This window comes from Streptomyces sp. NRRL F-6492, from assembly GCF_001280125.1.
Classification (GTDB): domain Bacteria; phylum Actinomycetota; class Actinomycetes; order Streptomycetales; family Streptomycetaceae; genus Streptomyces.
Genome location: NZ_LGEG01000149.1, coordinates 21,260 through 40,208, shown reverse-complemented (window position 1 = coordinate 40,208; position 18,949 = coordinate 21,260). Strand labels below are relative to the sequence as shown.

The 18,949-nt window shown below is 74.4% G+C and carries 13 protein-coding genes and 1 pseudogene; 7 read left to right on the top strand and 7 right to left on the bottom strand.

Annotated features, from left to right (window positions below):
• The first annotated feature begins 43 nt into the window (after nt 1-43).
• Both ADL08_RS13050 and ADL08_RS13045 read left to right on the top strand, forming a co-directional pair.
• The gene (locus tag ADL08_RS13050; protein WP_053642353.1) at nt 44-2,215 is read left to right on the top strand and encodes a TerD family protein; all 2,172 of its coding nucleotides are present in this window, start codon (nt 44-46) and stop codon (nt 2,213-2,215) included.
• Between the two features lie 169 nt (nt 2,216-2,384).
• Nucleotides 2,385-2,681 carry a hypothetical protein gene (locus ADL08_RS13045; protein ID WP_053642351.1) on the top strand — a complete coding sequence of 99 codons (297 nt, stop codon included), beginning with the start codon at nt 2,385-2,387 and terminating at the stop codon, nt 2,679-2,681.
• Between the two features lie 34 nt (nt 2,682-2,715).
• Here ADL08_RS13045 and ADL08_RS13040 read toward each other — a convergent pair whose 3' ends face one another.
• Nucleotides 2,716-2,967 (bottom strand): EF-hand domain-containing protein, encoded by a 252-nt coding sequence (locus tag ADL08_RS13040; protein WP_053642349.1) that lies wholly within the window; start codon nt 2,965-2,967, stop codon nt 2,716-2,718.
• A 184-nt stretch (nt 2,968-3,151) separates the two neighbouring features.
• On the opposite strand from ADL08_RS13040, the gene ADL08_RS13035 reads away from it, so the two are divergent.
• Nucleotides 3,152-4,975 carry an ABC transporter ATP-binding protein gene (locus ADL08_RS13035; protein WP_078968132.1) on the top strand — a complete coding sequence of 608 codons (1,824 nt, stop codon included), beginning with the start codon at nt 3,152-3,154 and terminating at the stop codon, nt 4,973-4,975.
• Nucleotides 4,976-5,188: 213 nt separating this feature from the next.
• Complete coding sequence (recQ, locus tag ADL08_RS13030; RefSeq protein ID WP_053642345.1) at nt 5,189-7,228, top strand: DNA helicase RecQ; 2,040 nt, start codon at nt 5,189-5,191, stop codon at nt 7,226-7,228.
• Between the two features lie 9 nt (nt 7,229-7,237).
• Here recQ and ADL08_RS13025 read toward each other — a convergent pair whose 3' ends face one another.
• The gene (locus tag ADL08_RS13025; RefSeq protein WP_053642343.1) at nt 7,238-8,515 is read right to left on the bottom strand and encodes a YhgE/Pip domain-containing protein; all 1,278 of its coding nucleotides are present in this window, start codon (nt 8,513-8,515) and stop codon (nt 7,238-7,240) included.
• A 198-nt stretch (nt 8,516-8,713) separates the two neighbouring features.
• On the opposite strand from ADL08_RS13025, the gene ADL08_RS13020 reads away from it, so the two are divergent.
• Nucleotides 8,714-11,251: an ATP-dependent Clp protease ATP-binding subunit gene (locus tag ADL08_RS13020; protein ID WP_053642340.1), complete on the top strand. Its 2,538-nt coding sequence runs from the start codon at nt 8,714-8,716 to the stop codon at nt 11,249-11,251.
• A gap of 192 nt (nt 11,252-11,443) precedes the next feature.
• Here the strand turns inward: ADL08_RS13020 and fdhD are convergent, their stop codons facing one another.
• Both fdhD and ADL08_RS38105 read right to left on the bottom strand, forming a co-directional pair.
• Nucleotides 11,444-12,280: a formate dehydrogenase accessory sulfurtransferase FdhD gene (gene fdhD / locus ADL08_RS13015; RefSeq protein WP_053642338.1), complete on the bottom strand. Its 837-nt coding sequence runs from the start codon at nt 12,278-12,280 to the stop codon at nt 11,444-11,446.
• Nucleotides 12,281-12,397: 117 nt separating this feature from the next.
• Nucleotides 12,398-12,656, bottom strand: a pseudogene (locus ADL08_RS38105) (hypothetical protein); the annotation flags it as partial.
• 763 nt (nt 12,657-13,419) lie between these two features.
• Here ADL08_RS38105 and ADL08_RS13010 point away from each other — a divergent pair.
• Nucleotides 13,420-14,055, top strand: coding sequence for a DUF1345 domain-containing protein (locus tag ADL08_RS13010; protein WP_199836999.1), 636 nt, complete (start codon nt 13,420-13,422; stop codon nt 14,053-14,055).
• On the opposite strand, the gene ADL08_RS13005 is transcribed toward ADL08_RS13010, so the two are convergent.
• Together ADL08_RS13005 and ADL08_RS13000 are read right to left on the bottom strand one after the other, a co-directional pair.
• Nucleotides 14,045-14,335, bottom strand: coding sequence for a hypothetical protein (locus ADL08_RS13005; RefSeq protein ID WP_420709595.1), 291 nt, complete (start codon nt 14,333-14,335; stop codon nt 14,045-14,047). The two genes, ADL08_RS13010 and ADL08_RS13005, sit on opposite strands and share 11 nt — an antisense overlap.
• Nucleotides 14,336-14,497: 162 nt before the next feature.
• Nucleotides 14,498-14,962: a GreA/GreB family elongation factor gene (locus tag ADL08_RS13000; protein WP_053642336.1), complete on the bottom strand. Its 465-nt coding sequence runs from the start codon at nt 14,960-14,962 to the stop codon at nt 14,498-14,500.
• 160 nt (nt 14,963-15,122) lie between these two features.
• Here ADL08_RS13000 and ADL08_RS12995 point away from each other — a divergent pair, with 160 nt between their 5' ends.
• Nucleotides 15,123-15,785 (top strand): maltokinase N-terminal cap-like domain-containing protein, encoded by a 663-nt coding sequence (locus ADL08_RS12995; protein WP_053642334.1) that lies wholly within the window; start codon nt 15,123-15,125, stop codon nt 15,783-15,785.
• Here the strand turns inward: ADL08_RS12995 and ADL08_RS12990 are convergent.
• Nucleotides 15,775-18,792, bottom strand: coding sequence for a helix-turn-helix domain-containing protein (locus ADL08_RS12990; RefSeq protein WP_053642332.1), 3,018 nt, complete (start codon nt 18,790-18,792; stop codon nt 15,775-15,777). The two genes, ADL08_RS12995 and ADL08_RS12990, sit on opposite strands and share 11 nt — an antisense overlap.
• Nucleotides 18,793-18,949 lie beyond the last annotated feature (157 nt).

Here is an 18,949-nt window from a genome sequence, read left to right as displayed (position 1 = left end):
AATCCGCATGCACGTGCGTGCGAAAGGCTGACAGCATGCCGGAATGGATCACGCCCTCGAACGTCTGGTCGTCCGGCACACCCGCCGCCTCCCCGTCCCGGCCGGCCCCGCCGGAGCGGGCGCCGGGGCGGCCCGGCAGTTCGACGCCGCCCTGATGTCGGTGGGGTTCAAGCTCTCGGCCGACCTCCTCGAAGCGCTCTCCGGCCTCGCCCCGGAGACGGTCCTCGCGACCGCCGCCCGCACCCTGGACACCGTCCGCGAACTGGCCGGCGACCACGTCCGGCACAACGCCTACTTCAAGGACTTCCCGGCCGGCGTGCCCGACACCCGGGACTTCTGGGCGCGCTGCCTCGCCGAGGCCCTCGCCGACCCCTCCGCGCGCGGGACCGTCACCGAGCAGCTGCGCGCCGGAGCGGTGAACCTGCTCGACCTGCCGTCCTACGGCACCTACCCGCACACCTACGAGGAGCTGCTCGCCGCCCACGACGAGCTGATCGCCTCCGCCGCCGACCGCCTGACCGTCCTCCACCCCGGCCGCCCGCTCGACGACGAGGCCACCGCCCTCTACCTCTCCCTGGCCGCAAGCACCACCCCGCTCGGCGACGACCACCTGCGCGACCTCGCCGTCCTCGCCGGGCACCGCGCCGACGGGCCCCAGCCCGGGGAGATCCCGGTCCGGGAGATCCGCGCCGTCGTCAACCGGGCCCGGCTCGCGGCCGGCGCCGATCCGCTCCTGGACACCGTCACCGACGTCCTGCGGCTGGCGTGCGCGCTCGCCGACGGCGACGTCGCCCTGCGCGAACCGACCCGCTTCCGCGCCCTGTCCCGGCCGGTCCGCCGCGCCCTGCTCGGCGGCCTGGACGCCGTCGTCGCCGCGAACCCCGCCAAGCTCGCCGACGTCTCCGCGCACCGCGAGGCCTGGAAGCGCCTGGGCGAGCGGCTGCACCCGCACGAGTACCCCCGGTGGCCGCACGCCGCCGAGGTCTTCGCCGTCGCCCGGGGCGAGAGGACGGTCCCGTCCTTCGACGCCCGCGTGGAGGAACTGCTCGGCCGGAACGACGTCACCGGCGCTGCCGCGCTGCTGACCTCCGCCCCCGGCCGGCTCCTGCGCGTCCTCGACCGGCTGCTGCGCACGGCGGACGGCCCGGAGGAGCTGGACGCCGTCGTCACCGCGTGCGAGCGGGCCCTCCCGGGGGTGTCCGGCCGTGTCGTCCTCTCCCTCCGCGACCACCTCCACCACCGGACGGGCGAGGGCGGGGCGCACCGGGTCTTCGTCAACCGGCTCGGCGGCGCCTGGGTCACCCCCGACACCCGGCCGCCGCTGCCGCCCGCCGTGCGCGAGCGCCTCTGCGCCGCCCTCGACGCCGAGACCCGGCGCCGGCTCCCCGCCCCCGGCCACCTGCTCGTCGACCCCGCCGTCCTGGACGTGGCGCTCCCGCTCAGCGGCAGGGCGACCGCCGACGGCCTCGGCGTCCTGCCGCGCGGCTCCGTCTCACCGGTCGAGGGCGACCTGCTGCGCTTCTTCACGTACTGGAAGCAGACGCGCCGGAGCACCGACTACGATCTGTCGGCCCTCGTCCTGGACGCCGACCACCGGACCGTCACCTGGCTCTCGTACACGGCCCTCACCGCCGTCGAGGGCGCGCACTCGGGCGACGTCACCGACGCCCCCGAGGGCGCCTCGGAGTTCATCGACCTGCGGCTCGGAGCCGTGCGCGGCACGTACGTCGTTCCGCAGGTGAACATCTACTCCGGCGAGGGCTTCGAGGAGGTCGAGGAGTCGTTCTTCGGCTTCATGCTGCGCGACGCCGAGCAGAAGGGGCGCCCGTTCGAGCCGCGCACGGTCCGCATGAAGTCGGACCTGCGCGGGCCCGGCCGGGTCGCGCTGCCGCTCGCGTTCGCACGGGACGACGACGGCCGCTGGCACGCGCGCTGGCTGCACCTGTACCTCAAGGGCAGCCCCTCGGCGAACCGCGTCGAGGAGAACCGGGTGTCGGTCGCGGTCCTGCTCCGGGGACTGCTCGCCCGCACCCCGCTGACGGTCCGCCACCTCGTGGACCTGATGGCGGACGACGCCGTGGCGACGACCCCGTGGGACGGTACGACGGTGCCGGACGGCCCCGTCACGTACATCGGTCTGGACCGCCCCGCCGGACTGCCCCCGGGCTCGCGCGTCCTCACCCCGGAAAATCTGCGCGACCTGATCCCCGCCTGACTGCTACGGTCGTCCCGGGCGAGGCCATGAAGGGGCTTCCTTCTCACCTTCCGCGACTAGTCCCTTCGCTTTCCTCGCCCCTCAGCTTTCCCCCGCCGCCGACCCCCGTTCGGACGGTGGGAACGGGGGCGGCCGTGTCCGCCGGCGGGCCGGGCGCGTTGGTGAGGACATGATCTCCACACGACGCATCTCCTCCGTCCTCGCCGTCGCCGCCGCCTTCTCCTGCCTGGGCGCGTCCGCGGCGAGCGCCGCTCCCGCCGCCGGCCCCCTCGGCCCGCCGGTCAACCCGGTCACGGAGCTCGACTCCCTCGCCGCGACCGGCCTTCCCGAGGACCAGGCCGCCCAGCTCCCCGGCCTCGCCGAGCAGCTCGGCGGGCTGAACCGGATCCACGACCTCCAGCAGCTCCACCAGCTCACCGACCTGGCCGCGCCGGTCACCGGGGTGCTCCCCGCGGTCTCCGTCTGACCCGTCCGTCCCCGGGCCGGTGACGGCCCGGGGCTCACCAGCCGAAACGGCGGTTCACCAGCGTCGCGAACTCCTCGAAGGACAGCACGCGGTCGCCGTTCATGTCGGCCTCGTCGAACAGGGCCGAGGAGTCGTCCTCGGTCCCCACGCCCCAGAAGGGGATCACGCCCCGCGCGGCGAGCGTGGGTCCCTTGGACCGCAGGGCCTCGATGACCTCGGTACGGGTCAGCGTGCCGTTCCGGTCGAGGTCGAGCGCGTCGAAGAGGGTCCGGGCCTTGTCGCTCATGGGGTGTCCTGGCTCCTGGGTCGGTGGCCGCCGGGCGGCGTCGGGTCCTGTGCGGAAGGACGCGCGCCGGGCGCGACGGGTTGCCCCGGCCCCCGGAGGACCGCCGGAAAACACGTGGACCGCGGAGACGTTTGCGCGGGAGACTCCCTTTCCTCACCTTCGGTACGACAGCACAGGGTTGGGTATGGGATCACCTGAAACGCGTGAAGGATTACCGTCCAAGGGTTCGGTACTCCTCGCACTGCGCCACTACGGACGGGAACTGCTCCGTCTGCGGTGGCTGACCGCGCCGGCCATGCTGCTCCCGGCGCTCGGCAACATCGGCATCTTCTACGTCGCGCCGCTCGTCGTCGCCAAGCTCGTCGGACGGGTCGCCGGGGACGGCGACGGCGCGGGCGACCTCGGCGCCCACCTCCCGTACGTCCTCGGGTTCGCCGGCGTGCTGCTGCTCGGCGAGGCGCTCTGGCGCGTCGGACTGCACTGTCTGAACCGCCTCGACGCCCGGGGCATCGAGCACCTCTACGTCGTCGGCATGGACGAGCTGTTCGCCAAGGACGCCTCGTTCTTCCACGACAACTTCGCCGGATCGCTGACCAAGCGGGTCCTCAGCTTCGCCTCCCGCTTCGAGGTGTTCGTCGACACGCTGACCTTCTCGGTCATGGGCAACTTCGTGCCGCTGCTCTTCGCCTCGGTGGTGCTCTGGCAGTACGACCCGCTGCTCGTGGTCGGCCTCCTGACGCTGATCGCCTTCACGGGCCTGTGCGTCACCCCGCTGATCCGCCGCCGCCAGGCGCTCGTCGCCCGGCGCGAGCAGGCCATCGCCCGGGTCTCGGGACACGTCGCCGACAGCCTCATGAACATGGACACGGTCCGGTCGTTCGCCGCCGAGGGCCGGGAGGCCGCCGAGCACCGCTCCCGCGTCGCGGAATCGCGCCGGCTCACCCTGCGCTCCTGGGACTACGGCAATCTGCGCATCGACACGCTGGTCGCGCCGATGTCCGTCCTCACGAACGTCCTGGGACTCGTCCTCGCCGTCACCCTCGGCGGGGGAGGGCACGGCGTGGAGGCCGTCATCGTGGCCTTCACCTACTACGCCAACGCGACCCGGATCATGTTCGAGTTCAACCAGATCTACCGGCGCCTGGAGAGCGCGATGACGGAGGCCGGACAGTTCACCGAACTGCTCCTCGAACCGCCCACCGTCCTCGACCCCGAGGTCCCGGAGCCACTGGCGCCCCGGGACGCGGGCGTCCGCTTCGAGAAGGTCACCTTCGCCCACGCGGGCGCGAAGCCCCTCTTCGAGGGGCTCGACCTGGACGTGCCCGGCGGGGCGAAGGTCGGTTTCGTCGGCAGGTCCGGCGGGGGCAAGACCACCCTCACCCGGCTGCTGCTGCGGATGGCGGACGTCGACGGCGGCCGGATCCTCATCGGCGGGCAGGACATCAGCAGACTGCGCCAGGCCGACCTGCGGAGCATGATCGCCTACGTGCCGCAGGACCCGGCGATGTTCCACCGGAGCCTGCGGGACAACATCGCCTTCGCCCGGCCGGACGCCACCGAGGCCGAGATCCGGCGCGCGGCCGGGGCGGCGCACGTCACGGAGTTCGTGGACGCCCTCCCCGACGGCTTCGACACCATGGTGGGCGAGCGGGGCGTGAAGCTCTCCGGGGGCCAGCGCCAGCGGGTCGCCCTCGCCCGGGCGATCCTGCGCGACGCCCCGGTCCTCCTCCTCGACGAGGCCACCAGCGCCCTGGACTCCGAGAGCGAGATCCTCGTCCAGGAGGCGCTGTGGCGCCTCATGGAGGGGCGGACCGCGCTCGTGGTCGCCCACCGGCTGAGCACGGTGGCCGGGATGGACCGGCTCGTCGTCCTCGACCGGGGCCGGATCGTCGAGCAGGGCACGCACCGGGCGCTGCTCGACGCGGAGGGCGCCTACGCCAAGCTGTGGCAGCACCAGTCGGGCGGCTTCCTCGACGACACCCGGGAGGGGGCCGACCTGCCCCGATGACGGGCCGCCCGGACCGTCCACGGATCACCGCGGGCGGCCCGGGAGCGTGCCCCACCGGCTTGCCGGAGGCCGGGCCGGGAGGGTTCTCCACGGGCTGCCGGAAGCCGGGTCGGCCGGGTTTTCCACAGACTGCCGGAGGCCGGTCCGGCCGGGTTCTCCACAGGTTGCGGCGGACGGGACCGGGGTGTCGGCGCGGGCGGATACGCTTCACGAATGGTCCTCTCCGACGCTTCCCCAGAGATCTCCGAGCCCGCCCGGGTGCTCCACCGTGTCTTCGGCTACAGCTCCTTCCGCGGGGAGCAGCAGGAGATCATCGAGCAGGTCGTCGACGGCGGCGACGCGCTCGTGCTGATGCCGACCGGCGGCGGCAAGTCGCTCTGCTACCAGATCCCGGCCCTGGTCAGAGACGGCACGGGCATCGTGATCTCGCCCCTCATCGCGCTCATGCAGGACCAGGTGGACGCGCTGCGGGCGCTCGGGGTGCGGGCCGGGTTCCTGAACTCCACGCAGGACCCGTACGAGCGGCAGTCCGTCGAGCAGGCGTTCCTCGCGGACGAGCTGGACCTGCTCTACCTGGCCCCCGAGCGGCTGCGGACCGAGGGCACACAGCGGCTCCTGGACCGGGGCCGGGTGTCCCTCTTCGCCATCGACGAGGCGCACTGCGTCTCCCAGTGGGGCCACGATTTCCGGCCCGACTACCTCGCCCTGTCCATGCTGCACGAGCGGTGGCCGAAGGTGCCCCGGATCGCGCTGACGGCGACGGCCACCGAGGCCACCCACGCCGAGATCGCGAAGCGGCTGGGCCTGGAGGACGCCCGGCACTTCGTCGCCGGTTTCGACCGGCCGAACATCCAGTACCGCATCGTCCCCAAGAACAACCCGCTCAAGCAGCTCCTGGAGCTGATCAGGACCGAGCACGCCGGGGACGCCGGAGTCGTCTACTGCCTCTCGCGCTCTTCCGTCGAGAAGACCGCCGCGCTCCTGGTGGAGCAGGGCGTCGACGCCGTGCCGTACCACGCCGGCATGGACGCCCGCACGCGCGCCGCGAACCAGGCCCGCTTCCTGCGCGAGGACGGGGTCGTCGTGGTGGCGACGATCGCCTTCGGCATGGGCATCGACAAGCCGGACGTGCGGTTCGTGGCCCACCTCGACCTGCCGAAGTCCGTCGAGGGCTACTACCAGGAGACCGGCCGCGCGGGCCGGGACGGCGAGCCGGCCACGGCATGGCTGGCGTACGGCCTCCAGGACGTGGTCCAGCAGCGCAAGCTCATCGACGGCTCCGAGGGCGACGAGCAGCACCGCCGGGGCCTCGCCCGGCACCTGGACGCCATGCTGGCGCTCTGCGAGACCGTCGACTGCCGCCGGGTGCGCCTCCTGGAGTACTTCGGGCAGAAGGGCGAGCCGTGCGGCAACTGCGACACCTGCCTGACCCCGGCCGAGTCCTGGGACGGCACGGTCGCCGCGCAGAAGCTGCTGTCCACGGTGTGGCGGCTCGCCAAGGAGCGGCGCCAGAAGTTCGGCGCCGGCCAGATCGTCGACATCCTCCAGGGGAAGAGGACGGCCAAGGTCATCCAGTTCGACCACGACGCCCTCTCGGTGTTCGGCGTCGGCTCCGACCTGGGCACCGCCGAGTGGCGCGGGATCGTCCGCCAGCTCCTCGCACAGGGACTGCTCGCGGTCGAGGGCGACTACGGGACGCTCGTCCTCACCGAGCAGAGCGGCGAGGTCCTGGGCGGGCGCCGCACCGTACAGATGCGCAAGGAGAAGGCGGCCGCCCCGGCCCGGAAGGAGTCCGGAAGCCGCTCCGGCAAGAGCGCCCGCGTGCCGGTCGACCTGCCGGCGGAGGCCGTGCCGGTCTTCGAGGCGCTCCGCGCCTGGCGGGCCGCGACCGCCCGCGAGCAGGGCGTCCCGGCGTACGTCGTCTTCCACGACGCGACGCTGCGGGAGATCGCGACCCTGCTCCCCACCACGGTCGAGGAGCTGGGCACCGTCGGCGGCGTCGGCGAGGCCAAGCTGACCAAGTACGCCGAGGGCGTGCTGGAGGCGCTGGCGGAGGCCGGGACCGCCGCCCCGGCCGACGGGACGCGGGAGACGGCCGCATCCGCACCGACCGCGGCACCGGTCACGACACCCGCCCCGGCCGCCGCACCCGGCCGGGCGCCGACCGCCCCGGCCGCGGCCGCCGCTCCGTACGACGACGAACCGCCCTTCGACTTCGACGAGCTCGAACCGCCGTGGGACGAGGAGGAGTAGCCGGGCCGCTCAGTCGGGCTGCGGGGTGAGCCGCCGCAGCCCCCTGCGGTCGTAGTAGTGGGTCATGGCGAAGCCGAACAGCAGGGCCGCGACCACACCGACCGCGATCATGATCCAGCCGCGCGCGAGACCGGCGTCGGCGCGGGCGTCGAAGTAGAGGATGGCCCTGACCCCCGCGCTGAGCTGGTGCATCGGCTCGAAGACGCCCAGGAAGCGGTAGAAGCCCGGGGTGGCCTCCAGGGGGACGGTCGCCCCGGAGGAGGGCAGGGCCAGGGCGATGAAGACGAACATCGAGACGAGCTGGCCGATGCCGCCGAAAGCGGCGTTGATGGCCTGGACGCCCAGGCCGACGGCGACCGTCGCGCAGTAGGAGAACAGCCACAGCGTCGGCAGGTGGTCGGCGTCCATGCCCAGGACCGCGACCGTGGCCACCATGACGAGGGTGGTGGTGAGGAGCGAGATGCCGGCCGTCATCAGCATCTTCAGGAGCAGCGTCTGGGTGCGGCTGATGGGAACGGTCGCGTGGCGGGCGTGCCAGGGCCCGATCTCGCTGTCCGCGTAGCCGAGCGCGGTGTCCACGCCGCTGTTGATCGTGTTCCCGCCGATGAAGCCGCCCAGGACGAGCAGCAGCGTGTAGTAGAAGGCGGTGAGGCCCAGGCCGCTGTGCCGGCCGATCGGATGGCCCACGCTCGTGACGACCTCCACGGGGTCGGTGAGGAGCAGCCGCGCGGTGGGGAGGGTGGCGGAGGCGGCGAGCCGCTCCCCGACGTTCAGGGAGGCGCGGTGGGCGGCGGTCTGGGAGATCTGGGACGCCATGGACGAACCCAGGCTGCCGACACCGGGATTGGTGAGCACGTCGAGCTTCGGCCGGGCCGTCGCCCGGTTCGTGGTCAGCGCCGCGACGGACGCGGTGAAGTCCTTCGGGACGACCAGCGCGCCGTACACCTTCCCGGACTCCAGCGCGTCCTGGAGGGCCGGGCGGTCCATCCGGCGCCAGTCGACGCCGGTGTCCGAGGAGGCGGCCGAGACGATCGAGTCGGTGAGCTGCCGGCCCAGCTCCTCCCGCTGCCCGGGCAGCGGTGGTCCCTGGTCCTCGTTCACCAGGGCGATGGGCAGCCGGTGCAGGTTGTCGGACGGGTTGAGGATGCCGCCCACGTAGAGGAGCGAGAGCAGCAGGGCGACCAGGGCGCTCAGAACGGTCGGTACGAGCCACAGTCTGGGCCGCCGGACCAGCGTGGCGGCACGGGCCTGCGGGCCGGGGGCGTGCGGGGGGATCGCGGAACTCATGGGGCCATCGTCGGCGGACGCGGCCCCGGGGCCCGGGAACGCGGACGATACGGGCGGGGCGGGCGTGTCGGACATTCCGTTCGTGCCGGGTCCGGAGTCCCGCTCGCACCGGGTTCGGACCCGTGCCCGTTCCGTTTGCGGAGCGGTGGACATGGCGTTTCAGTGAGAAGGATTCCCCCCCGCTTCTCTGGAGCAGACATGTCGATGGCGTTCGGTTCTCCTTTCGGTTCCTCCGATCCGTTCAGCGAGATGCTGAACCGGTTCTTCGGCATGTCGCCGGCCTCCTCGCCCCCGGCCGTGCAGCGCGTGCCCATCGGAAGGCTGCTCACGGAGTCCTCGCACGAACTGCTCAACCTGGCCACCCGCAAGGCGGTCGAGGACGGCACGTCCGACCTCGACACGGAGCACCTGCTGTGGGCCGCCACCCAGGTCGACCCCTCCCGCAGGCTGCTCGCCCAGGGCGGTGTGGACCCCGACGCCCTCGCGGACCGGATCGCCCGGGTGCTGCCCCGGGAGTCCGCCGAGCCCTCCTCGGAGCCCGGCCTCACCCCGGCGGCCAAGCGCACCCTCGCCCTCGCCCACGCCCGCTCGCAGGCCTCCGGCGTGTCGTACATCGGGCCCGAGCACATCCTCGGCGCCCTCCTCGGCGACCCCGACTCCGGCGCCTCCCGCTTCCTGCGCGCCGAGGACCTGGACGTCTCGAAGCTGCGCGGCGCCGCCGACCAGGCCGCCTTCGGCGGCGAGGGCGCCCCGGCGGCCCCGAAGCAGCCGGCCACCACCCTCGACGAGTTCGGCCGGGACCTCACCGAGGAGGCGAAGGCCGGGAAGCTCGACCCCGTGGTCGGACGGGCCGAGGAGATCGAGCAGACCATCGAGATCCTCTCCCGCCGCTCCAAGAACAACCCGGTCCTCATCGGCGAGCCCGGCGTCGGCAAGACCGCCATCGTCGAGGGCCTCGCCCAGCGCATCGTGGCGGGTGAGGTGCCCGACACCCTCAAGGACAAGCGGGTCGTCTCCCTCGACCTCTCCGGGATGGTGGCCGGAGCCCAGTACCGCGGACAGTTCGAGGAGCGCCTGAAGAAGGTCATCGAGGACGTCCAGGAGGCGCAGGGCGACATCGTCCTCTTCATCGACGAGCTGCACACGGTCGTCGGCGCCGGCGCCACCGGCGAGGGCTCGATGGACGCCGGCAACATGCTCAAGCCGGCCCTCGCCCGCGGCGAGCTGCACGTGGTCGGCGCGACCACCATCGACGAGTACCGCAAGCACGTCGAGAAGGACGCCGCCCTCGAACGCCGCTTCCAGCCCGTCCTGATCCCCGAGCCGACCGTCGAGGAGACCGTGCAGATCCTCGAAGGACTGCGGGACGCGTACGAGGCTCACCACCGGGTCCGCTTCGCCGACGGCGCCCTCGCGGCGGCGGCGGAGCTCTCCGACCGCTACATCAGCGACCGCTTCCTCCCCGACAAGGCCATCGACCTGATGGACCAGGCCGGCGCCCGGGTGCGGCTGCGCAGCGGCGGCCGCTCCACCGAGGTGATCGGCCGCGAGGACGCGCTCGCGAAGCTGCGCCGGGAGAAGGACCAGGCCGTCGCGGGCGAGGAGTTCGAGAAGGCCTCCGACCTCAAGCAGCGGATCGCCGAGGTCGAGGGCGAGCTCGCGGGCATCGAGGAGCGCCGCGAGGGCGTCGTCTCCGTCACGGCCGGCGACATCGCGGACATCGTGTCCCGCCGTACCGGCATCCCGGTCTCCCAGCTCACCGCCAGCGAGAAGGAGAAGCTCCTCAGGCTGGAGGAGGAGATGCACGCCAGGATCGTCGGCCAGGACGAGGCGGTCACGGCGGTCTCCGAGGCCGTGCGCCGCAACCGCGCCGGCATGGGCGACCCCGACCGCCCGGTGGGCTCCTTCCTCTTCCTCGGACCCACCGGCGTCGGCAAGACCGAGCTCGCCAAGACCCTCGCCGACCTGCTGTTCGGCGACGAGGACCGGATGATCCGGTTCGACATGAGCGAGTTCCAGGAGAAGCACACGGTCGCCCGGCTCGTCGGAGCGCCCCCCGGGTACGTCGGCTACGAGGAGGCCGGCCAGCTCACCGAGAAGGTCCGCCGCCAGCCCTACAGCGTGGTGCTGTTCGACGAGATCGAGAAGGGCCACCCGGACGTCTTCAACACCCTGCTCCAGATCCTCGACGACGGCCGCCTCACCGACGGACAGGGCCGCACGGTCGACTTCCGCCACTGCGTCGTCATCATGACGTCCAACATCGGCGCCCACCGCATCCTCGACCACCGGGGCGACGCGGCCGAGCTCAAGGACCGGCTGATGGAGGACCTGCGGGGGCGCTTCCTGCCCGAGTTCCTCAACCGCATCGACGACATCATCGTCTTCCACAGCCTCACCGAGGAGGACCTGTCGGAGATCGTCGACCACCTCCTGGACCGCAGCAAGCACCGCGTCCACGCGCAGGACATGACCCTGGAGGTCACCGAGGCGGCGAAGAAGCTCCTCGTCGCCCACGGCTACCAGCCCGCGTTCGGCGCCCGGCCGCTGCGCCGCACCATCCAGACGGAGCTCGACAACCGGGTCGCCTCCCTGCTGCTCGGCGGCGACGCCGAACCCGGCGACACGATCGTCGCCGACGTGGTGGACGACTCGATCCACTGCACGGTCCGCAAGGGCGACTCCGGGAGCGGCTCGCACCGCGAGGACGCGGAGGGCCCCGCCGAGGCGGCGTAGTACCCGGCCCCGCTCTCACCGCCGTACGGGGTCTCCCGGGAGGCGGTCCGGAGCGGCGGCGACGTCGGCGCGGCCCGCGACGGCCCCCGACGCGGTCGGCACCGCGCCGGTCCGCGTCCGCCCGCCGAGCCCGGTGCGCAGGGCGCCGACCTCGCTCGTGAGGGCGTCGCGGTCGGCGCCGCCGGGACCGCCTCAGGCCACCGGCACGGTCTCCAGGCGCTCGTCGCCGCAGTACACGTTCATCGACGTGCCGCGCAGGAACCCGACCAGGGTCAGTCCGCTCTCCGCCGCCAGGTCCACGGCGAGCGAGGAGGGCGCGGAGACCGCCGCGAGCATCGGGATCCCCGCCATCACCGCCTTCTGCACCAGCTCGAAGGAGGCCCGGCCGCTCACCATCAGGACCGTCCCGCGCAGCGGCAGCAGCCCCGACCGCAGGGCGTGGCCGACGACCTTGTCCACCGCGTTGTGCCGGCCGACGTCCTCCCGCAGGCAGAGCAGCTCGCCCTCGGCCGAGAAGAGCCCGGCCGCGTGCAGACCGCCCGTGCTGTCGAAGACCCGCTGGGCCGCCCGCAGCCGGTCGGGGAGGACCGTGAGCACCTCCGTGCCGATCCGCAGCGGGTCCTCCGCGACGGACCAGGCGGCCGTCGTGCGCACCGCGTCCAGACTGGCCTTGCCGCACAGGCCGCACGAGGACGTCGTGTAGAAGTTGCGCTCCAGGGAGGCGTCGGGGGCGGCCGTGCCCGGGGCCAGGACGACGTCGACCACGTTGTACGTGTTGCCGCCGTCGGAGGTGGCCCCCGCGCAGTACCGGATCCCGGCCACGTCCCCGGCCGCGTGCACCACGCCCTCGCTCACCAGGAACCCGGCCGCCAGGTCGAAGTCGTCGCCGGGGGTCCGCATCGTCACGGTCAGCGGACGCCCGCCGACCCGGATCTCCATCGGCTCCTCGGCGGCCAGCGTGTCCGGACGGTAGGAGGCCCCTCCCTCCCGCACGCGCAGGACGCGCCGCCGCGCGGTCACTCGCCCCATGGTTCTTCCTTCCTCGGGCCCGGGGATCCGTACGCCGGACCCCCGGGTCCACGGTGTCACGCCGGTCGTACGGGGGCATCCGCGGGTTCCGGCCGGATCACGACGCCCTCGGAGGTCGGGCAGATGGAGGCCGCCGGGCACGGCCACCCGGGCGTCGAGGTCCTCGAAGCCCGGCACCACCCGCGCGATCCGGTCGCGGACGGCGCCGTAGTCGCGCTCGAACGGCTCCCACGGGGCCGCCGGCCCGTCGTCGCCCCGGGTCGCGCGTCGGCCGGGGGACGATCGCGACCTCGCCGAGCAGCTGCGGAGAGGCGGGCGGCAGCTTGCCCCGGGAGGCGTGGACGTCGCCGATCGAGTCCTCGACGGTCACGAACCGCTCGACGCCCGTCCTGCTCGTCCCCGCCCTGCGGATGGTCCTCGGCACCGGCCTCGCGGGCGGCGCGGCCCTCCTCCTCGGCCTGGGGCACGGCTATTGGGCGGCGATCTCGGCCGCCGCCGTCCTGCAAACTCGGTCAACGTGCGCACGGCGGCCCGGCGGGCCGTGCAGCGCATCCTTCCTGGGCACGGTCGCCGGGCTGCTGCTCAGCGACCTGGCCGGACCCCGAGCCCGCCGGGGCCCTGATCCAGGACCGGGCCCTCGGCAGCCTCCTCGGGGTCGCCGTCGCGCTCGGCTGCGCGCTCCTCGACCGGGCCGCCGTACGGGCGGCGCGTCCGCCCGCGCCGCACCCCGGCCTAGGGGGCGGGGACGATGGTGACCCTGACGTGCTTCATGATCGGCTGGTCGCTCTGGGTGCTGTGGTCGTCCAGCGCGCACAGGACGTTCATCTCGGGCATGTAGCCGGCCGCGCACCCCCGGGGGATGTCGTACGGGACGGCGAGGTAGCCGGCGAGGCGCGCGAGGGGTGCCCCGCCGGGCTGCGCGGGGGATCGTGCCCGCCTACGCTGGCGCTGTCTCTCCAGGCGGTGTCCGGAAAGTCCCGCACGCCTTTTGCCCGACTTCCCGTTCTCGTTCTCGTTCCGTTCTGCGGGGCCCCATCTCCGGCGGGAGCGCCATGGCCGTACCCCAGCCCGTCCTCGTGCCGCCCTCCCGGACGGCCCCGTCCCTGGTCGTGACCGTCGACCCCCCGGAGGCCTGAGCCGTGCGCGCCCGGCTGCTCGGCGCCGTCCCCCGGCTCGTCGGCGCGGCGTTCGTCGGCGCGGCGGTCGGCCTCCTCGTCGCGGTGTCGACCCACGCGCCGCTCGGCGTCCTCGCCGGCATCGCCGGGGCGGAGACCGCCTTCGTCGTCGCCGGCTGGGTCGTCCTGTGGCCCATGGACGCCGCCACCACCCACCGCAACGTCGGCCGGGAGGAGTTCCGGCCCGTCGTCGAGGAACTCGCCGTCGTCGCGACCTCCCTGGCCGGCCTGGTCGGCATCGTCGTGCTGCTCCTGGTCGGCCGCACCGACCTGAGCCACGCGGCGGCCGCGACGGCCCTCTGCGGCGTCTTCATGGCCTGGGCGGCACTGCACCTGATGTACGCCACCCGCTACGCGTACCACTACTACGCCCTGGAGCCGGGCGGCGGGATCGACTTCAACACCGAGGAGCGGCCCCGCTACAGCGACTTCCTCTACTTCAGCTTCAACCTCGGCATGACCTACCAGGTCTCGGACACCGACGTCTCCACCGCCGGGCTCCGCGCGATCGTCCTGCGCCACTGCCTGCTGTCGTACGTCTTCGGGGCCGGCATCCTGGCCACCACCATCAACCTGGTCACCGGCATCGTCACGGGCTGAACTCCCCCGATGCCCCCCGGGGGGTTCGGCCGCGCCACCACGGTTCGCGCACGTACCGGCTCTCCTCGCTCGTGCAGCCGAGGCCGTTGGAGATCTCCTCCGCGTCCAGGTTCCACCCCACGACGCCGTCGCCCCTGCGGCTCAGCTCGATCAGCCGGTCGTCCGCCGTCCCGGCGGCGCTCACGACCCGGCACGTCACGATCGACGTCCACGCCTGTCCGTCGAGCGCCGAGACGAAGAACAGGACCGGCAGCACGGCCACGGTCAGGACCGGCGCCACCCACTGCTCGGCCCCGGCGGCCCGGCGCAGCCGGCCCGGTGGCCGGTGGCCGGTGCCGTGGTGCCCCTCCCGTCGGCGAGGGCGAGCGCCACCAGGACGGTGTGGCCGGGCCCGCCCCTGCGGTCGGTCTTCCCGAGCCCCTCCCGCCCCCGCCCGGCGCCGTCAGCCGACCGAGACCACGGTCGCGGTCGTCCGGCCGCCGGGCGTCTCGTACGTCACGGTGTCGCCGGCGCCGTGGCCGAGCAGCGCCTTGCCGAGGGGGCTGTCGCCGGTCACCAGGGCGGGGTCGAGCGCGTCGGGCAGCTCGGCGATCCGCACGGTGGTCTCGGTGCCGTCGTCGAACCGCACGGTCACGCTGCTGCCGACGCCGACCGAGCCGGCGGGCGGGGGCGCGGCGACGGAGGCCTCCTCCAGACGGTCCTCGATCTCCCCGATGCGCCCGTTCAGCCGGTCGGCCTCGTCGGCGCGCATCAACTCGTCGGCCTCGTCGGCCCGGTCGCCCGTCTGGTCGCCGCCGCCGTCCCGCAAGGTGGCGGCGACCGTGTCGCGCTCGGCGCGCAGCTGGGCCAGCTCCTTCTCCAGCGCCTCGCGGGCGACGGCGTTGATGGGCTCGGGTCCACCGGTCATTCCTGCTCCCGTTCAGACGAAGACGCGGACGAATGCCGCATATGCCCCAAACAAATAATGCGTGACGTTATCAGGCGTGGTGCGCGTGGGACGCGAGGACCGACCGCACGACCTCGTACGGTGACCGGGGGGAAGCCCGACCGAGAGGAAGAAGCGCACGATGGCCGTCGTCCACCGCACCACGATGCAGCCCGGCAAGACGGAGCTGCTCACCGCGTGGCTGCCCACCCGCCCCTGGTACGCGGGCGGAGCCGGCGGCCCGCGACCGGTCCGGGCGGGCGGGTTCCGGCTCGACGACCCCGAGGGCGAGGTGGGCATCGAGTTCATGGTGGTGACCGACGGCACCGGCACGGACGCGGTCGCCTACCAGGTCCCCCTCACCTACCGCCCGGCCCCGCTGGCGGGCGCCGAGCACGCCCTCGTCGGCACCGCCGAGCACGGGGTGCTGGGCAGGCGCTGGATCTACGACGGCGTCCACGACCCCGTCCTCGTCGAGCGGTTGCACGCCCTGCTCGACGGCCGCGCCGAGCCCCAGGACCAGAACGCGACCGACACCCCCGACCCCACCGTCACCGTCTCGCCCCTCGCCCCGGGCGGCACGGGGGCCGGAGCGCAGCCCGTACGGGTCGAGGAGGGCCCCGACCACACCGACGTGGTGGTGCGGCGGCCCGGCGCGCCCACGCCGCTCACCCTGCGGGTGCGGCGCGTCCTGCGGGCCGGCGGCGGACCGGCCGACGGCGACCGGGGCCGGGTGACGGGCGAGTGGCGGCGGCCCGACGGCACCACCGCCCGGGGCACCTACGCCACGGCGCTCACGGTCTGAGCGCCGTCGCCAACTGCGCCCGGGAGCGGACGTCGAGCTTCTGGTAGATGCGGGTGAGCCGCGCCTCGACCGTCTTCACGCTCAGGTACAGCTTCGCCGCCGCCTCCTGGTTGCTGGCGCCCTGGCCCACGAGCCGGGCCAGGCGCAACTCCGCCTCCGTGAGCGAGGAGAGCGCGGACACCGTCTCCTCGCCCCCGGCGCCCGCCGCGGAGCCCTCGCCCGCCGGGGTCTCGCCCGCCAGCGCCAGCCACGGCGCGGCCCCGGCCCGCTCGAACACCGACGCCGCCTCGTGCAGCGCGCCCTGCGCCGCCGACCGGCGCCTCCTGCGGCGCTCCACCCGGGCCAGCGCGATCAGCGCCCGGCCCCGCTCCAGCGGCAGCCCCGCCCGCCCGAAGTCCCCGGCCGTGCGGGTCAGCAGCTCCGCCGCCTCGTCCGTACGCCCCTCGGCGGCCAGGCACAGGGCGTACGCCCGGTCGCAGCCGAGCAGGACCGTGGACCGCCCGAGCCGCTCCGCCACCGGCCGCACCTCCGCGAGGAGCGCCAGGGCCTCGCCGACGGCGTCGTGCGCGAGGAGCGCCTCGGCCAGCTCCTCGTGCCAGCGGAGCATCGACGGGTCCACGGTCGACTGGGCGCGCTCGTCGGCCTGGACCCGGCGCAGGGTCTCCAGGGCGGCCGCCACGTCCCCGTTGACCAGCTGGACCCGGCCGAGCGCGTACCGGCTGCGCGAGAGGAAGACCCGGTCGCCCTCCTCCTCCGAGGCCTGCACGCTGCGGCGCGCGTAGCTCGCGGCCCGCGCGAAGCTGCCGCCCGCCGTCTCCGCGAGCGCGAGCGCGTACCAGGCGGGCCCGGGGGAGAGCCCCGCCTCCAGGGTGAGGGCGAGGGACTGCCCGGCGTGGGCGAGGGCCGCCGCGCACGGACCGATGCGGGACTCGATCTCGGCCAGCGTGCGGAAGAGCTCGATGGCGTCCTCGACGGAGCCGCGCCGCTGCACCAGCGGCAGGAGCGCGCCCAGTTCGTCACGGGCCTCCACCAGCCGGTCGTCGAACAGGGCGTGACGGACCGTCAGGATCTGGGCGGCGTTGCGGATGCCGAGGGGACGCTCGGCCAGCTCCAGGGCCCGCGCCCGGGCGAGCACGGCCTCCGCGTCCGACGAGCCGAGCGCCCGCTCCATCCGCGCCTGCACGGTCAGCGCCTGCGCGGCCGTGCGCGGATCGCCCATCGAGGCGGCCAGCGCGGCCGATTCGACCGCCGCCGTCCGCGAGCGGTGCGGATCGCCGTCCGCGAGCACGTACTTGACGGCGAGCCGGAGCTGCACGGCGGCCCGCAGGGCGGTGTCGCCCTCGGAGTCCTCCATGGCGTGCACGTACATCTCGTCGAGGCCGGTCAGGCCCTGGCCCGCCGTGTCGAGGACGGCGAGGCGCGCCCGCACCCGGTCGGCGGGCACGGCGTCCCGGGCGAGCAGATCGGTCGCGGCCCGCATCGCGAGGTCGGCGCGGGCCGCCCGCGCGGCCTCCTCGGCCGCGTCCACGAGCCGCGCGATCCGCCGCGTGCCGTGCCGGCCCGGCGTCGACTCGGCGGCGAGCAGCGCCAGTTCGGCAGCGAGCGCGCTGTTCCCGCGCCGCCGGGCCAGATCGGCGGCGTCCGCGACCTCGGCCGCCAGCTCCTCGTCCGGGCTTTCGGTGGCGAGGGCCCGGTGGCGCACCGCCTCCACGGGGTCGTCCACGACCTCCGCGAGGGCCGCGTGCCCGGCGCTCCGCTCGGCCCAACAGGCGTCGTGCACCAGGGTGGAGGGCAGCAGACCGGCGGTGAAGGTGACCGAACCGTCCTCGGCGAGCGACACCAGGTCGGCCCGCTCGGCCGCCGCCAGGTCCGCCTCCGCGTTGGGCCGCCCGGCCCGCCGCACCAGCGTCGCGGACGGGCGCAGCGCGAGGGCGGCGAGCAGCAGCGTCTCCCGTACGGCGGGGGGCGCGGCGCCCAGGAGCTGGCGGGCGAGGTCGCGGGCGCGCCCGGAGAGCGTCAGCGCCTCGGCGTGGTGCACGGGGGTCCGCGCGTCGGCCAGCGAGCGGCCCACCGCGAGCGCGAGCCGCGGATTGCCGCCGCTCGCCCGGTGGATGCGGCCGGCCATCCGGGAGGGCAGCCGGTGGTGGATGAGCAGCTCGGCGATCTCGTCGGCGTGCAGCGGCGGCACGCGCAGCACGTCCGCCTCCGACGGCACCCAGAGGTGACTGGCGTGCGGGTCCTCGGAGCGGTGGGGCTCGCCGTACGGACCGCGGGCCTCCCCGTACGGCTCGGGGGTCTCCACGGCCACCACCCGCAGCGCGGGCGGCGCCAGGTGGAGGGCGAACCGCAGCAGGTCCGCGCTGTCCGCGTCCACGTGCTGCACCCCGTCGACGACGAGCAGGACGGGCCCCCGGCAGGTCAGGGTGCGCAGGATCTGCGCGATGCCGAGGCGCAGCGCGATCGGGTCCCAGCCGTCCGCGTCGATCGGCGCCTCGCGGCAGAGCATGGCGACGGCGGTGCGCTGGGGCCCGGGCAGCTCGTCGAAGACCCCGGAGGCGAACACGCCGGTGGTGTACGGCCCGGGGACGGACGGGGGCCCGGGGAAGGACGGGTCGGTGGCGTGCGGACCGGCGCCGGGGGCCGGAAGGGCCGGGGCGGGCGTCCCGGGCCCGGGCGCGTCGGACGGTTCGGGGCGGGCGGCGCCGGATCCGGGCCAGGCCACCGTCGCGGCCACGGAGGCGACGAGCGCGGCGGCCGAGGCGCCGGGTATCTCGCGGTCGGACGGCAGGGACGCGAGCCACAGCACGGTCTCGCCGCGCGCCTCGGCGCGGGCCGCCCCGGCCAGCGCGACCTCGGTCTTGCCGACGCCTGCGGGTCCGGTGAGCAGGGCGCGGCCCCGTGTGTGCAGGGCGCGCTCCAGCCGGGAGAGGAGCTCTTCGCGGCCCACCGGCGCGGGATTCGTCCCCGCGCCCGCGGGGCGCAGGGCGACGTGCGGAGCTGTCGTCACTGTCCACCACCTCCGGCCGCTCGGGCCCCCGGCCCATGAGCCCCGTGGGCAGAGAATACGGAGCCCACCGGCGGAGTCCAGGCCCCTTGTCCGGCATACGGACAGCGCACTCCGGTCGCACGCGCTCCCACAACGCCAGGACGCGCCCGTGGTGTAG

What these genes read in the sequence shown, in the direction of transcription:
- ADL08_RS13050 (WP_053642353.1), top strand. Translation starts at nt 44, where the DNA reads ATGGATCACGCCCTCGAACGTCTGGTCGTCCGGCACACCCGCCGCCTC.
- ADL08_RS13045 (WP_053642351.1), top strand. Translation starts at nt 2,385, where the DNA reads ATGATCTCCACACGACGCATCTCCTCCGTCCTCGCCGTCGCCGCCGCC.
- ADL08_RS13040 (WP_053642349.1), bottom strand. Translation starts at nt 2,967, where the DNA reads ATGAGCGACAAGGCCCGGACCCTCTTCGACGCGCTCGACCTCGACCGG.
- ADL08_RS13035 (WP_078968132.1), top strand. Translation starts at nt 3,152, where the DNA reads ATGGGATCACCTGAAACGCGTGAAGGATTACCGTCCAAGGGTTCGGTA.
- recQ (WP_053642345.1), top strand. Translation starts at nt 5,189, where the DNA reads ATGGTCCTCTCCGACGCTTCCCCAGAGATCTCCGAGCCCGCCCGGGTG.
- ADL08_RS13025 (WP_053642343.1), bottom strand. Translation starts at nt 8,515, where the DNA reads ATGAGTTCCGCGATCCCCCCGCACGCCCCCGGCCCGCAGGCCCGTGCC.
- ADL08_RS13020 (WP_053642340.1), top strand. Translation starts at nt 8,714, where the DNA reads ATGTCGATGGCGTTCGGTTCTCCTTTCGGTTCCTCCGATCCGTTCAGC.
- fdhD (WP_053642338.1), bottom strand. Translation starts at nt 12,280, where the DNA reads ATGGGGCGAGTGACCGCGCGGCGGCGCGTCCTGCGCGTGCGGGAGGGA.
- ADL08_RS13000 (WP_053642336.1), bottom strand. Translation starts at nt 14,962, where the DNA reads ATGACCGGTGGACCCGAGCCCATCAACGCCGTCGCCCGCGAGGCGCTG.
- ADL08_RS12995 (WP_053642334.1), top strand. Translation starts at nt 15,123, where the DNA reads ATGGCCGTCGTCCACCGCACCACGATGCAGCCCGGCAAGACGGAGCTG.